The sequence below is a fragment of the Fibrobacter sp. genome, from assembly GCF_045131395.1.
Classification (GTDB): Bacteria; Fibrobacterota; Fibrobacteria; order Fibrobacterales; family Fibrobacteraceae; genus Fibrobacter.
In genome coordinates, this window is sequence record NZ_JBGUQY010000002.1 from 428888 (window position 1) to 444521 (window position 15634).

8 protein-coding genes are annotated in these 15634 nt (G+C 47.5%); 7 read left to right on the forward strand and 1 reads right to left on the reverse strand.

Annotated features, from left to right (window positions below; translation table 11 throughout):
• The first annotated feature begins 48 nt into the window (after window positions 1-48).
• The 7 genes from ACJMNB_RS01800 (at window position 49) to ACJMNB_RS01830 (ending at window position 15166) form a co-directional block, all read left to right on the forward strand.
• Window positions 49-1920, forward strand: a complete 1872-nt coding sequence (locus tag ACJMNB_RS01800) for a T9SS type A sorting domain-containing protein (protein ID WP_405338383.1) — start codon at window positions 49-51, stop codon at window positions 1918-1920.
• A gap of 95 nt (window positions 1921-2015) precedes the next feature.
• Window positions 2016-7052, forward strand: coding sequence for a hypothetical protein (locus ACJMNB_RS01805; RefSeq protein ID WP_405338385.1), 5037 nt, complete (start codon window positions 2016-2018; stop codon window positions 7050-7052).
• Between the two features lie 114 nt (window positions 7053-7166).
• Window positions 7167-8213, forward strand: a complete 1047-nt coding sequence (locus ACJMNB_RS01810; RefSeq protein ID WP_405338387.1) for an HD domain-containing phosphohydrolase — start codon at window positions 7167-7169, stop codon at window positions 8211-8213.
• Window positions 8214-8235: 22 nt separating this feature from the next.
• Window positions 8236-10452 (forward strand): response regulator, encoded by a 2217-nt coding sequence (locus ACJMNB_RS01815; RefSeq protein ID WP_405338389.1) that lies wholly within the window; start codon window positions 8236-8238, stop codon window positions 10450-10452.
• A 1-nt stretch (window position 10453) separates the two neighbouring features.
• On the forward strand, window positions 10454-11554 hold the full coding sequence (locus tag ACJMNB_RS01820; RefSeq protein WP_405338391.1) for a BMP family ABC transporter substrate-binding protein: 1101 nt from the start codon (window positions 10454-10456) through the stop codon (window positions 11552-11554).
• Window positions 11544-12650 (forward strand): BMP family ABC transporter substrate-binding protein, encoded by a 1107-nt coding sequence (locus ACJMNB_RS01825; protein ID WP_405338393.1) that lies wholly within the window; start codon window positions 11544-11546, stop codon window positions 12648-12650. Before ACJMNB_RS01820 ends, ACJMNB_RS01825 begins: the two co-directional genes overlap by 11 nt.
• Before the next feature lie 59 nt (window positions 12651-12709).
• Window positions 12710-15166, forward strand: coding sequence for an ATP-binding protein (locus ACJMNB_RS01830; protein ID WP_405338395.1), 2457 nt, complete (start codon window positions 12710-12712; stop codon window positions 15164-15166).
• On the opposite strand, the gene ybaK is transcribed toward ACJMNB_RS01830, so the two are convergent.
• Window positions 15132-15629: a Cys-tRNA(Pro) deacylase gene (gene ybaK / locus ACJMNB_RS01835; protein ID WP_405338397.1), complete on the reverse strand. Its 498-nt coding sequence runs from the start codon at window positions 15627-15629 to the stop codon at window positions 15132-15134. The genes ACJMNB_RS01830 and ybaK overlap by 35 nt on opposite strands.
• Window positions 15630-15634 lie beyond the last annotated feature (5 nt).

The following is a 15634-nucleotide window of genomic DNA, read 5'->3' on the forward strand; positions in this document are numbered from 1 at the left end:
AGGTCAGGTTGTTTAAAAGAACAACTGTTGTTTGGAAAAGGATAAATTATGAAAAACACCTTTAAGATGTTGGTTGCAACCGCTTTGTTTGGCGGCGCAATTTCTACTTTCGCTGCTCCGGGCCTTACCGTGAGCGGCACCGATTTACTCTACAACGGCAAGAAGATTTTCTTCTCGGGTACGAACCTCGCCTGGAGTGATTACAACTCTGACGTGGGCGATGCTCCGCTGAACGAAAACGCTTGGCGCAAGGCTGTCGAAGGCACGCGTGCCGCAGGCGGTAATGCAATCCGTTGGTGGCTCTTCAATAACATGAGCCAGAGCCCGGAAATCGATCAGACGACGCATCTGGTTTCGGGGCTCAAGGAAAACACTATTGCCAATATGAAGAAGGCTTTGGATATCGCCGAAGAATACGGCGTGATGGTTTCCATGTGCCTTTTCAGCCATAACCTGATGGAGCCGAATCAGTGGGGCCTTTACGCTGACGACAAGCTCGATATCACCGCGAATGAAAATCTGTTTGAAGACGCAGGCACCAAGGCCTTTATCGACAATGTGCTCAATCCGGTGGTCAAGGCAATCGGTAACCACAAGGCTCTCATGACTTGGGAAGTCTTCAACGAACCCGAAGGCATGACGAGTGAATGTAGTGGTTGGACGTCCAAGAAGATGTCGCTTGCCAAGATCCAGAAGTTTACCAACAAGGTGGCTGCGGCTATTCATACGACCAACCCGGAACTTCTCGTTTCGACCGGTAGCGTGAATATCAAGTATCAGAAGTACTGGAACGACGCCGCTCTCGTCGAAGCTGGTGGCGAAGCGAAGGGTACGCTGGACTTCTTCCAGACCCATTACTACCCGTATTATCAGGACAATTCCGTTTCTCCGTTCGTAAATACCGCGGCCCAGATGGCCTCTACTTACGGCTATGATTCTAAGCCCATGATTATCGGTGAATTCCCGGCCAGCGGCTGGAAGGGCGATACCTACAGGTCGAATTTTGCTGCAAAGACCGAAATTTCGACTGAAGAATGCTACCGCAAGGCTTTTGACGGCGGCTATGCGGGGGCTCTTGCCTGGCAGTACATCGGCGACAAGACCGAAGCTACCTTTGGCGGTTACACTTACACCATCGACCCCGCACTCGATGCCATGAAGGTCCTCGCTGCTGCAGAAGAAGCTAGCATCAAGATCAAGGATGTCGTAATTAGCCAGCAGGGCGGTGACGGCAAGATGGCTGTGACCTACGGCGGAGACAACGCCCAGATCGAATACCAGAAGACTTGGGATTTGAGCAAAGCGAATACGTTTACCTTCGAAGCGACGAACCAAGGTGCAAGCGACGCAAAGCTGTACCTGATCTTTAAGCTGACCGATGCCTGGACATGGACTGAAATTGATGGTGATTGCGCGGTGCCTGCTGGCAAGTCCGTGACATGCTCTTACGATATTTCGGCCCATGCCGACCGCAACAAGACCTTGAGCGTTGTCGTGGCAAACTATGCCGCTGGCTATACCGGCACCATCCTATACGATAACTTCAAGGCGGGCGACCAGGTTCTTTGGGACTTTAACGAAGACAAGTACGATGCCTTTAGCCGCGGTTTCGAAAATACCGAAGCGATGATTCCTGAAATCAAGATCGTATTTGATGCTTCTTCGGGGATTACTTCTATTCGTAGCGCAAGTGCCAAGGCAATGCAATTGAACAATGGAATCCTGAGCTTGACGATGACCCGTCCTGCGGTCGTGACAGCAGAACTCCTCGACGTAACCGGTCATCGTGTGGCTACTTTGCACAAGGGAATGCTTGCCTCGGGCTCTCATCAGTTCAAGATAGATGCCGCAAAGGGCATGTACTTTGTGAAGGTGGTGGGCCAGGGAATCAATTTGTCTCAAAAAATAATAGTGAAATAGTTTTTTTGCCCTAAATTGGCTTTGCAGAAGGCGTTGTCTCAACGGACAATGCCTTTTTAATTACATTTAACTTGTACAATATAAGGAGGATGAATATGCTCAAAAGGGCGTGTCTGCTTTTTGTTGCTTTTTCTTGTGCGATTTTTGCAGCTGATTTGGGAACGGCCGAAAATCCGCTGACCATTGATAACGAAAATGACTTGGTTTTGCTGCGCAATGCGGTGAATGCCGGTAGTGGAACATTCAAGGGTGTCGATGTTTCTAACGGTGCGACTGACTTGTATTTTAAACTCAGCCGCGATTTGGACTTGAGTTCTGTTTGCGGAAAGGATGTCGGAAACTGGACTCCAATCGGTACGATGGAACATCCGTTCAAGGGTAGTTTTGACGGTAACGGCAAGACGATTGACTATTTGTATATCGATGAACAACTGCCGGAACGCACCGATACGGCCTCGGCTTATTACGGCTTGTTTGGTGTAATGCAGACTGAAATTTCATCAAATACCGAAATTAAGAATCTGACCATCGGTGAAAACTCCAGCATTTATACTCAACGAGATGGCCAAATAGGAGCCGTTGTTGGATATGCCGGTTTTAATGTCGTTATCGACAATTGTAAAAATAAGGGCCGTGTGCATGGTCGACTTGTTGCGGGAGGCATTGTCGGTTTTGTTGCGAATGTTCCGCTCCCTGACGGTGTGCGTATCAAGAATTGTGTGAATGAAGGCTATGTCGATGCAATGCTCAAGGCTGGAGGCATTGTGGGGGCTGTCAATGGATTTGGTGTGCACATCGATAGCTGTACAAATTTAGGTAGCGTCTCTGCGTCTGATACGGCTGCAGGAATTGTCGCCGTGATTTATAATGCGGCTGGAACTTCTGCTAAGTTGAATTATTTGATTAACAAAGGGTATGTAAGCTCGGGTAAAATTTCGGGTGGCATTGTCGCTGTTGCCGGAGAAGGTGCTTTCAACATTACAAATGCATTTAATGCTGGGTATGTTCAGGCCTCTACTTCTGCCGCAGGCATTGTGGGACAACTGAAATCGGCCTACGCGCAAGATATTCTAATGTGTGTGAATACCGGAAATGTTTTTGCAGGAACAAATGCGGGCGGCATTGTCGGACTTTCCAATGGACATTTCCCGGCAAGGATTTCTCAAACTCTTAATTTGGGCACGATTAATGCGGGTGCCTATGCCGGTGGAATTGTGGGAAATAATAACAGCGTCTATTTCTACGCAGACCATAATATGAATGCTGGTGCGGTTGGCTTTGGTTATGCCGGCGGTATTGCGGGTCGCGTCGGTGATGTAACTAGTGAAGAAGTTTTTGCAAATTTAAGCATTGCCGCTCCCGATACCTTTGCAATCTACGATAGCGTCATGTCGCATTTCGAAGAAGATTGCCTATATACAATTGATGCCGCCCACGCCTATGTGACAGATAGCTTGATTTCGGGAAAAGCGATTGATGCCTTGGGCGATTCTCTTTGGGAATTCAAGGAAGGTTACTATCCGCAAATCATGACTCTCGCAGAAAACCCGATGAAAGAAATCCGCGATGCTCAGCTGGTGGCTTCAACTCCGGTGCGTTTGGGTCTTGGCGATGATGCAGCACACATCACGAAAAACATAAGCTATACGACTAAAGATCCCGCAGGGAACGCCGTCGATGTCTATAGTGCCCGTGGAAATGTTTCTTTCGTGAATGATTCTGTGGCGATGCCTTATTCCTTGGGCATAGACACCCTGTATGTGTTGAATGAAAATGCAAAGAAAAAAATTATCGTGAACGTTACTGCAACAAGTAAGTTGGGCACTGTTGAAAATCCGCTCACGATTTCTTCGGTGAATGAACTGTTGCAGTTCAGAAAGGCTCTTGCCGATACGACTGAATACAAGGGCGTAAAGATGGATAGTGCCGGCTCCCGTCTTGCCTTCAAGATTACCAACGACTTGGATTTGAGTTCTGTCTGTGGCCCCACCAAGGGAGACTGGACTCCGATTGTGAATTTCAGGGGAAAACTCAATGGAGGCAATCATAAAATTTCGAACCTCTATAGGGTCGGTGACCTTGAATTGTATGAAGGTGGCTTGTTTTCGGCTATTATTGCACTCGAAGATACGATTGTAATCGAAAATCTTTCTCTTGAAAACGTGAATATCCGTACTACAAAACAATACAATGCTGCGGCGCTATCGACTTATATTAATGGTAAGGTCGTAATTCTCCGCAATATATCGGTGAATGGTTCGATTCAAGGTGAAAATCAGACCGGCGGTATTATGAGTGCTGGTGGAGCTGAACATTTTTACCTGCTTGACAATACCGTAGAAGGCTCGGTGGTTACGGTGCCGCGTTCGATAGAAGATGGAATGTCTGCTTGCATGGGTGGCGTTGTCGGGTGCTTGATTACGGGCAAAGAAGTTACTATTTCGGGCAATGTCAATCGAGCAAACGTAAATAGCGTCGTAGAGTTGGCTGGTGGTATTGTCGGGTATGTTACAGTAAAATCGGTTATTGAAAATAACGTGAATGAAGGTGAAGTTGTTGCGAACGGTGGTGAGTATTTGGGAGGTTTGTTCGGTCGTGTCATGGATTGCGATAGCTTTGTGAATAACCACAACAAGGGTGAGGTCCGCTTTGATAGTGGAAATCCGGTTTTGGGTGGCCTTGCGGGTGTTATATTGCCCCATACAAGTGAGAGTGTCATTGAACATTCTTCAAACGAAGGCTTGATCCATGTACAAATGGGTTCTTATTCCACAAGCTTGTTCATAAAAACATATTCTGTTGGTGGCCTATTTGGTAAATGCCATTTCCACCAGTTAACAGGACTTGCCAATAAGGGTAATCTCTTGCTCGAAAAGGGTGGCTATGCCTATTTGAATGCCGGTGGAATTATGGGCGTGCTTGATGTAAGTTACGATTCAGATCCCGTTGTTATCGATTCTGTTGCGAATACTGGACGTGTTGAAGTGAAGTCCGATTCTCAAATGACCCATGCCTATGTTGGCGGTGTCATTGGTTATGTAGAAAGGTCTCCGTTCCTAACGGTGAAAAATTCTACCAATGAAGGAAACGTGTCTTTTACGACATCTGTTCTGGCTGAACTTGTACAGAATGATGTCTTTATCGGCGGAGTTGCGGGTCAAATCAATGCCGATTCCCTGTACTTTGCGAACAATCATAATTTCGGAGAGATTGATGCCTATTCGAGAGAACTTCATGAAGGTGGCCTTGTCGGTATTTTGAACGATTTAAATCAGTTCCGGGTTGAAAATTGTCACAACGAAGCAAATCTTTATGCGAAGAGGAATGTGTCTTCTTATAGTACCGTGACTTTGGGAGGTTTGTTAGGATCTGCAGGTCGTCTCCTTGTGAAGGATTCCTACAATAAGGGAAATCTGTATGTATCGAATTCAGACGAGATTGAGGTTATCAACGTAACGCCTGCGAGCGGAGAAATGGTGGGTGGTATTGTAGGTTCGCTTAATCCTGGTGTGTATTCTGAAGATTGGTCTAAATTTGAAAACGTGATCAATGTTGGAAACATCGATTTTGATATTGCAAAGTCATCCGGAGTGAGGAACGCCTATCTGGGTGGAATTGTGGGTGTGGGTATTATGGCCTTGGTGAAGAGTTCCATCGGTTTTGAAAACGTGGCGAATTATGGGTCTGTCCGTGTCCGTAGTGCTTCTGCCGAGTCGAAAGTTGCTGGCTTGATGGGGTATTCCTATGGAGTCATCAATATGAGGAATGTTGTGAACGGCGGCTCTATTGTGGTAGATGTAGATGCAGAAAAATCCTTGTACAATAGCATTGTCAATGCGCCCGCGGATTCACTTTTCGAAATACATTCGGCTATTGCCTATGGTGCTGTTGTGGTGAAAGATGATTCCTATTACCATCCGGTGGCATGGGACAGTGCGGTTGTCGACAAGCAGCTTGCTGTTTTGGATACGCTTGAGGGACTGTCGCTATATACTACAGCCGAACTCACTGCCGACTCCTTGCCCTCGGTGCTTCGCGCCGAAGATTGGGTGAATGTGAATGGCTATTACCCGCAGCTGAAGATTTTCGCGGAATCGACGGTCGACGATGTTCGCAATATTAGCGCGCTCGGTGCAACGCCCGTCTATTTGTCCTTGACGGACAGTAGCTATGTCAGCGCTGATTCGATAGATGCAACCTTCAAGGTCGCCTCTAAAAATGCACTTGGCGAAAGTGTCACGTGGTCTTCGGACTTGGCCGCGGTCACGTTCAATGCAGATTCGGTGACATTCGATGCTCTGAGCCGCGATACGCTTGCAATGCTGACGGTTGAATCGGATGGTGTTGCAAAGTCGATTTGGGTTCGCCTGATTGCGGAAAAGACAATTCCGCCGGTAAAGACTGATTTGGACTTCTCCAAGGTGGCTTGGAACTATACGGCTCCTTTCAAATATGATGGAAAGGAAAAGTCGGTTTCTTTGAGTGGCTTACCGAAACAAGTGAAGGCGACTTATACCAACGGCTCCGCAACTGTACCTGGAACGTATGTCGCTCGTGTGACATTGCAATACGATACCGCCCTTTACAATGCGCCTGTCTTCAAGGATAGCCTAAAGTGGGTCATCAACAAGGATACGCTGGATCTTTCCAGGGTTGTGTGGGGCAAGACCATAGAATTCGATTTCGATGCCACAGAACATTCCGTAAAGCTTGAAAATGTTCCGGAGCAGGTTTTGGTCGATTATGCCGATGTCTCGCAGACCATGCCGGGTGAATACCATGCAATGGCCGTGCTGCGTTACGATACTTCTCTGTACGTGGGCCGGGGCTACAAGGATTCTGTTCTTGTCTGGAAGATCCTTACCGGTCCGACGAGGGCTGTGGCGGCGATTACCGCCCCGAACCGCGTGAACCTAGTTCACCGTGGTGTCAGGAGCTGGGCTCTTGAGTTCTCCCAGGATATTCCAGCCAATGCCAAGGTGACTGTGGTGGGTATCGATGGCAAGCGAATTCCGGTAAAGTCCCTGAATATGGGGCGGTCGATCCTTTTGCAGGATATACCGGCGAGCGGAGTTGTCCTTGTCCGGGTGAACTCTCCGGGGGTGAAAAAGACCTTCAAAATTAAGCTGTAGACGGTTCAAAGCTTTAAAGTTGTAATAAAAAAGACATTTTTGCGTATTGTTTTTGTGAGAAAGCCCTTGACGGGGCCTTTTCCAATTATATATTTATTGTAAAGAGGATTTAACATGTTGGTTTCGCAAAAGAAAACGATCTTAATTGTGGATGACGATCGTATGAACCTTAGATTCGCCGAGCACATGCTCAGTTCGACGTATAACGTCGTAATGGCGAACTCCTATGAAGAGGCCCTGGACTACCTGTCAAAGGAAATGCCCGCACTTGCGCTGTTGGATGTGCATATGCCGGGAAAGAACGGCTTCGAGTTGCTGGCCGAAATTCGTAAGATGAAGAATTGCAACGACTTACCGGTAGTGTTCCTGACGGCGGACAGCGACCGGGAGACCGAGGTCCGGGTGTTTAAGGAGGGGGCCCAGGACTATATCCAGAAGCCCTTGGTGCCCGAGGTGGTGCTGGAGCGAATCAAGAGAATCCTGTCTTTGCGCAAGTTGCAGGTCTCACTGGAGAATGAGGTCGAACGCCGGACTGCTGAACTGGAAGAAAGCCGGCATAAGCTTGAAGTCCTTTCGTTACAGGTGGTGAAGACCTTGGCGTCTACCATTGATGCCAAGGACCGTTACACAAACGGCCATTCCAGCCGAGTGGCCAAGTATAGCAGGGAAATCGCCCGTCGGCTAGGCAAGCCTGTGGAATTCCAAGATGAAATCTATTTCGTGGCTCTTTTGCACGATATCGGAAAAATCGGGGTTCCGGACAATATCTTGAACAAGAATTCAAAGCTCACGGACGAAGAATACGAAACCATTAAGCAGCACCCGAGTATCGGTGTCGAAATCCTGAAGAACATTACCGGCATGCCCAATATCGAAATCGGGGCCCATTATCACCATGAACGCTTTGACGGCAAGGGTTACCCCGAGGGCCTAGCCGGTTACGCTATTCCCGAAATTGCCCGAATCATTGCCGTGGCCGATGCCTACGATGCCATGACCAGCCGCCGCAGCTACCGTTCTGCCCTTCCGCAGAGCTCTGTCCGCAGTGAAATTCTGAGAGGCCGGGGAATGCAGTTCGATCCGGACTTTGCGGACATCATGCTTCAGATGATCGATGACGATGTAAACTACGAAATGCGAGATGACGGGCAGGACTATTAGAATGAATCAACTGGAGTCGACAATGGATTCTAATGACATTTTCGATGAAAATGACCGTAGGGTCTTGCAGACGCTGACTAGGGTCATGCGTTGGTTGTGGGCCATGTTTCCGTTGATTTATCTCGGGAATGTTGTTCATTTGTTCAAAATTGACTATTTTGAATTGAATGTCTTGACGGCAATTGCTTTTGTTATCTTGTGGCTCCCGACTTTTATTGAGCGCATGGGGGCTTCGTTGATGGTGCGCAGGTATTTTTGCGTACTGGGCATGGGATGCATTATTGCAATGCTTGCGACTAATGAAAACATTGGCGTCTATATGACCTATACCCTTGCCATGGTCACAAGCCTACTGTTCTTTAATGCGGCCTTTACTTTCAAGATTTCGATTTTCAGTTATTTGTTGATAGTGATATCCCTTTATTTTAGGGCTCCCGGTGCAAATCACGGCGAATTTTCTTCGGACACGTTCTGGTGGATTTCTCGATCGGCGGGGTTCTTGATCGAAGCCATAGCCATGACGCTCTTGTGCATTACCATTGCGAAGCTTACCCATAGGTTGCTTGAAAACTTGGACAATGCCCGCAAAAAGGCGCAGCATTCCGATGAACTGCGCAAGGCCTGGGCCGAAGCCGAAGAAGCGCGCAAGAACGCGGAATCGGCAAATATGGCCAAGAGCTTTTTCCTTGCCAATATGAGCCACGAAATTCGTACTCCGATTAACGGCATTTTGGGAATGAATACCATGCTTTTGAAGGAGTGCAAGGACGCCACGTTACTTGAATATGCCCAAAATATCCAGAATGCAGGGCATACCTTGCTTTCGCTGGTGAATGATGTCCTGGACATTACTAAGATTGAATCTGGCAAGATGGAGCTTTTGATTGGGGACTATGATTTATTTGCTGTATTGAACGACTGCTACAGTGTGGCGAATCCTAGAGCCCAAAGCAAGGGCCTGGAGTTCAATATCAACGTGAACCCCAAAACGCCTTCGCTGCTCAGCGGTGACGAGGTGCGGCTTCGCCAGATTATAAACAACCTGCTTTCGAATGCCATCAAATACACGCCTGCGGGAACGGTTGACTTGCTGGTCGATTTTAAGGCTTTGCCCGAGGAAAATTCGGGCAAGCGCATTGAGCTGGTTATCATTGTGGCCGATACGGGTATCGGTATCCGTTCTGACGATCGCGGCAAGTTGTTTCAGAGCTTTGAACGCATAGACCTGGACCGCAACAGGAATATCGAGGGAACGGGTCTCGGATTGAACCTTACCAAAAAGCTGGTCGAAATGATGGATGGCCGGGTTTTGGTAAAGAGCGTTTATGGTTCCGGCTCCGTCTTTGAAGTCCATGTTCCGCAGCCTGTAATGGGCGATGCCGCCATAGGCAACTTTATGGAGCGCCATAAGGAATTTATTTCATTTAATTCCGGCGTGAAAAAGTTCAAGGCGAAAAACGCCAGGTTGCTGGTAGTGGATGACGTGTCCATGAACCTGAAGGTTGTTTGCGGGCTTCTCAAGGAAACCGAAATACAAGTCGATACGGCAACCAATGGCGAAGATGCTCTCGCCCTTGTTGAAAAAAATCATTACGACTTGATTCTTTTGGACCACATGATGCCTGTGATGGACGGCATAGAAACCCTGCAGTGCATGAAGGATATAAAATCCTTTGACATTAAAAAGACACCTGTGGTGATGCTTACGGCAAATGCGGTTGTGGGCGCGAAGGATGCCTACATTCAGGCCGGCTTTACGGACTATATCACCAAGCCCATTCGTGAAGAGGTCTTGTTGACGACGGTGAAAAAGCTCTTGCCGCCGGAACTGATCGACAAGGTAGAAAATGTCGAGAAAAATCCGCCAAGGCCGACGTCGCACCCGATGGACGAACTTTCGGAAATTCTGGATACTGCAACGGGACTTGGTTATTGCATGAACGATAAAGACTTTTATCGCGAGATGCTTGCCGAATACGTTAAAAATGATCATTGCGCCGATTTGGAAAGTGCCTTTGCAAAAGAGGATTTTGACAATTACCGCATCAATATGCATTCCCTGAAAAGTACATCGCTGACGATTGGTGCGGTGGCCTTGTCAGAAACGGCTAAGACCATTGAAATGGCCTGTAAAGAAGGAAATGTTGATTTTGTCCGGAACCAGCACGAAAAGTGCATGGCTGATTACAAAGCGGTTCTAGAAAAACTGTCGAACTATCTTGCTGCAGGAGGTTCGTAACATGAAACTGGTTTATGTTATTCCGGCGTTAATCCTTGCTGTCATTATAGCAGGATTGCTCACGTTCAATGTGAAAAAGAAAAATACTGACATTACGCGCGAAAAGACAAAAGTTGCAATGATCATGAACGGCTCCATTAGCGATCAAAGTTGGGGCCAGTCTCACTACGAGGGCATGCGAAAGACTGCCAAGGAACTGAACCTGGATGTTTTTTTCCGTGAAAGGATTCCGGCAAATAAAACATCTGAAGAAGTAATGGAAGGTCTCATTGCGGCCGGAGTCAAAATCATTGTGGCGAATTCTTTCCAGTTGGGGCCCTATGTCCAGGAAGTTGCGATTAGGCATCCTGACATAAAATTCTTCCATGCCTCTGGAGTGAAATACGCAAAGAACATGTCAACCTATTTTGGACGCATTTATCAAATGCGTTACCTTTCGGGCATTGTCGCTGGCATGCAGACAAAAACCGGCAAGGTGGGCTATGTGGCTTCCTTCGAAATACCCGAAGTGGTTCGCGGCATTAACGCCTTTACCTTGGGCGTACAAAAGGTGAACCCAGATGCGAACGTGATTGTTCGTTGGACAAAATCCTGGAATGACGACAAGGCCTGTGGGGAAGCGACTCGTGCACTTCTTGCGCAAAACGATTCCATAGACGTGCTTACCTTGCATGCGGATAGCCATGAGCCCATGCGTATTGCGGATTCCCTTGGGTTATGGATTGTGGGCTACAATCTGGATAATTCGGATTTGTATCCGGAACATTTTTTGACAGCTCCTGTATGGCGTTGGGAAAATTTCTATACGCCCCATATTCTGGAAGTCCTCAAGAAAAAGTTCGTAGGGAGAAATTACTGGAGCGGAGTTAGTTCGGGCGTAGTGGACTTGGCGCCTTTCACGAAGCATGTGGATCCGAAAGCAATCGAAATGGTTGCCAGTGAACGCAAAAAGATTCAGGACGGTTCCTTTGATGTATTTTACGGACCCATCGAAGATAACGCCGGAACGATTCGTATTAACGAAGGGGAAAGCATGTCCGATAGCGATATGCTGAATAATTTCAACTGGTTCGTAAAGGGGGTGAAAATAGATGAAGAGTAAAATAACCATTGGGGCATTGACGGCGGTTGCCATCTTTTTTGTAATGCTGTATGTGGTGTTTAACAAAGTCGATAATAGGGAGTCGGTCAAGAAAACGGAATCTCAAAAGCTCCGTGTAGGCTTTGTCCTTTTAAGCGATACAGCTGATAACGGCTGGAATGAAACGCATTATAAGGGGATTAGGGCAGCGTGTGATTCCCTTGGCGTGCAAAGAACTTTGACTATCGATGTTCCCGAAGAACGTATTCCCCTAGCAAATGCCGTGAACGGAATGATTGCCGATAGCTTGAAAGTCATTGTGCTTACGAGCTACAACTATCCAATCTTGATTAGGGATATTATTGAATCCCATCCGGATGTAACATTCTACGGAATCAACTGGGAGTATGACGCTCCGAACTATAAGGCCTATTTTGCTCGCATTTACCAGGCTCGCTACCTGGCGGGAATTGTCGCGGGCGCCATGACCAAGACGAACCATGTGGGCTTTGTGGCTGCCATGAAGAACATTCAAGTTTACAGAGGCCTGAATGCGTTTATCCTGGGTGTGCAAAGCGTTAATCCGAATGCGAATGTATATGTGCGCTGGACAAATTCCTGGAACGAAGGGGAGACGGAAACCGAAAATGCCAACAAGTTGATTGACAGCTCGGGCATTGACGTCATCGCGTTCCATCAAGATCGCGCCTTTATTATTGAAGTTGCCGAAAAACGAGGCCTTTATTGCATTGGAAACCATGTAGAAAATAATCGTTTCTCTCCGAGAATGCTCACCTCTATCGCGATAAACTGGTACATTATTTATAGGAACTTTATTCAGGATTATATCCAGAAAAAGGATAACGAGAATATGGATTACTGGATCGGTCTTGAAAAAGATGCCGTGGGCCTTGCGTTCTATTCAAGCGAAGTCCCTGATTCCGTGAAGGCGTTGGTAAATGCAGCTGCCGAGAAAATCAAGACGGGTTACAATGTGTTCTCTGGGCGGATTGTGGATGTCCAAGGACAAATTCGGTCTGAGGAGGGGGAAACCTTTAGTGACGAAGTTCTGCACAGCGAAATGAATTGGCTCATCAAGGGTGCGATTGAACCATGATAAAAAAGTTTGGTGTAAGACCCTTAATAGGAATTTTATTCTTTGTATTGATTCTCCTTTTGGTAGGAGTATTGCTGCGGGTCAAGTTTTCTAGCCTATTCCAGAACTATGCGGAAAAGCAGGTGGCTTACCAAGCGGAAAGCTATGCCAGTGCCGAGGCTGACCGTCTTTTGCTTGAATTGAAATCCTTGTCGGGTATCGCTTCGGGTGTTTCTGCCAATTTGCCCCATGTAGAGAGAATGCTTTCTGCGTTGGAAGATCCCAATGGAGAATATTACTATGGTGTCGTGGCCTTGAATGGTAATGTTGTCTATAGTGGTGATACGGCAGAAATTCAAGCCTCGGATTTCAAGGGTATTTCGGAATCCTTCCATGGAGCAAGATTCATCAGCTATTCCAAGGGAACGGGACTCATGTTCTCGGCTCCCGTGTATAGCGGGAAAAATATCAAGTATGTGTTGTTCCGCATGTATAAAGAAGAAACGGTTGTCAAGAATTTTGGCGTGGTGTGTTATGGCGGTAAAGGCTATGCGACGATTTGGGGAGCAAACGACAACGTCATTATCAATTCTTCCAACGATTCTTTAGGAACCGATTTATTGTGGGGTGAAGACGGTTATGGGGCTGTTCGCGATAAACTTTCCAGCGGCCTGAACGTTTCTATTGCCTCTGCAACCAATTGGGAAGTAGAGGGAACGGAATATTATTATTTTGTGGCGGAACTTAAGTTACCGGGAGTTTCTTTGCGGGGCGTGGTGCCTGCAAGCGTGGTAGCTTCAGAAAAAGACGGCATCTCGTTCTTGATTCTTTGGGTGTTCGGTCTTTTGATTTTCATGTTTACCATTGCCATGATTTATGTGGTGCTTTCCGAAAAGAAGGCGCGTGAAAACAAGGAACTGCTCCGGGAAAAGGAAAATGCCGAAAGTGCAAGCAAGGCGAAAAGTATTTTCCTGGCTAACATGAGCCATGAAATACGCACGCCAATCAACGGAATTTTGGGTATGGATTCCATGCTCCTAAAGGAATGTAAAGACGAAACTCTGCGGGATTATGCCTTGAACATTCAAAGTGCCGGGCAGACGTTGCTGTCACTCATTAATGATATTCTGGATATTTCTAAAATCGAATCGGGCAAAATGGAAATCTTGCCTGTTACCTATAGTGTGTTTACGGTGTTGAACGACTGCTACAATATGGTGGCCATTCGTGCCCACGACAAGAACCTGGAACTGGTGATGGACATTTCGCCGGCAATTCCAAGGGCCTTGTTTGGCGATGAAGTGCGCATTAGGCAGGTGGTGAACAACTTGCTTTCCAATGCCGTCAAGTACACAAATGAAGGCTCCGTGACGCTGAAGGTTTACTCCGAAAAGGTGAAGGTGGACCCTATTCAGGGAGACGATTCAAAACAGGTGGAACTTTGCATTCAGGTGAAGGACACGGGCATCGGTATTCGCGAAAGGGATCGCGAGAAACTATTTGCCGACTTTGTGCGACTGGACGAAAAACGCAACCGCAATATCGAAGGTACGGGCCTTGGTCTCAATCTGACCAAGCAACTGCTGGATATGATGGGTGGATCCATCGGCGTTGAAAGTACCTATGGCGAGGGTTCCGTCTTTACGGTGCGCCTGTTGCAGCAAGTAAGCGACGAAAAACCTCTAGGTGACTTTGAGAAGCTGTATAAGGAACACGTGAATGTGGTCGATGCCGCTCACGAAAGGTTCGAAGCTCCTGATGCAAGAATCTTGGTGGTGGACGACGTCCAAATGAACTTGAAGGTGTTTGCTGGCCTCCTGAAGGAAACCAAGATCCAAATTGATACGGCGGTCAATGGTGCCGAGGCCCTGGAACTTATTCAAGCTAAACGCTACGACGTGATTTTCCTGGATCACATGATGCCGGTGATGGATGGGGTGGAAGCTTTCCGCCGCATGAAGGAGCTGGAAAAGAATCCGAATGCTATTACGCCTGTAGTAATGCTTACTGCAAATGCAGTCTCCGATGCCCGAAACGGCTATATGGACGAAGGCTTCTCCGATTATATGGCGAAACCGATCCGCGAAGAAGTCCTGTTGACAACGCTGAAAAAATTCTTGCGGAAGGATTTGGTTAAGAAGGTTGGTGAAGACAAGGCTGCTGAACCGGTTCAGATGTCTACGGCAAAGCAGCAAACCAAATTGTCGGATTATTTGGATACGGCCACGGGCCTTGCCTACTGCATGAACGACCAGGCGTTTTATAAGGAAATGCTGGACGAATATGCAAAGAGCGAAAAGTCCGGAGAATTGAAGGAATACTTTGAAAAGGGCGACTTCGAGTATTATCGCATTACGGTGCATGCAATAAAAAGCACCTCTCTTACGATCGGTGCTACTAAAGTTTCGGAAAATGCCAAGGCCCTTGAAATGGCCTGTAAGGAAGGCAATCTAGATTTCGTAAAGAAGAATCACGAAGCGTTCATGGTTGAATACGAAGCGCTTATTCGGGTACTTCAGGCGGAACTCGCGCAATGACGCCTACGGTGGCGCGGGTTGCTTTCACTAAGTCGGCGGGCGCAACCTTCAGCTGCAAGCCGCGTTCGCCTGCACTCACGTAAATGTATTCGAACTGCATCGCGGTTTCGTGAATGAAAATAGGGAAGTTCTTCTTGAGGCCAAGGGGGCTGCAACCGCCGCGAATGTAGCCGGTAAGCGGAGTCAAGTCCTTGAGGGGGACGGTATCAATCTTCTTGTTGCCGCTCACCTTGGCGGCTCCCTTCAAGTCCACTTCGAGATTGCCCGGCACCACGCACACGAGATAACCGATCTTGTCGCCGTGAACAAGAATCGTCTTGAAAACTTGATTGATGTCTTCGCCGAGGCTGTCGGCCACATGCTGCGCACCGAGATCGTTTTCGTCAACCTTGTAGGGGATTAGCTCGTAAGAAATTTTCTGGCGGTCCAAGATTCGTGCCGCATTAGTCTTCTTGATTTCCATAGCCC

Excerpts from the sequence above, each read along its gene's own strand:
- ACJMNB_RS01805 (WP_405338385.1), top strand. The coding sequence starts at position 2,016 with ATGCTCAAAAGGGCGTGTCTGCTTTTTGTTGCTTTTTCTTGTGCGATT.
- ACJMNB_RS01820 (WP_405338391.1), top strand. The coding sequence starts at position 10,454 with ATGAAACTGGTTTATGTTATTCCGGCGTTAATCCTTGCTGTCATTATA.
- ACJMNB_RS01815 (WP_405338389.1), top strand. The coding sequence starts at position 8,236 with ATGGATTCTAATGACATTTTCGATGAAAATGACCGTAGGGTCTTGCAG.
- ACJMNB_RS01800 (WP_405338383.1), top strand. The coding sequence starts at position 49 with ATGAAAAACACCTTTAAGATGTTGGTTGCAACCGCTTTGTTTGGCGGC.
- ybaK (WP_405338397.1), bottom strand. The coding sequence starts at position 15,629 with ATGGAAATCAAGAAGACTAATGCGGCACGAATCTTGGACCGCCAGAAA.
- ACJMNB_RS01825 (WP_405338393.1), top strand. The coding sequence starts at position 11,544 with ATGAAGAGTAAAATAACCATTGGGGCATTGACGGCGGTTGCCATCTTT.
- ACJMNB_RS01810 (WP_405338387.1), top strand. The coding sequence starts at position 7,167 with ATGTTGGTTTCGCAAAAGAAAACGATCTTAATTGTGGATGACGATCGT.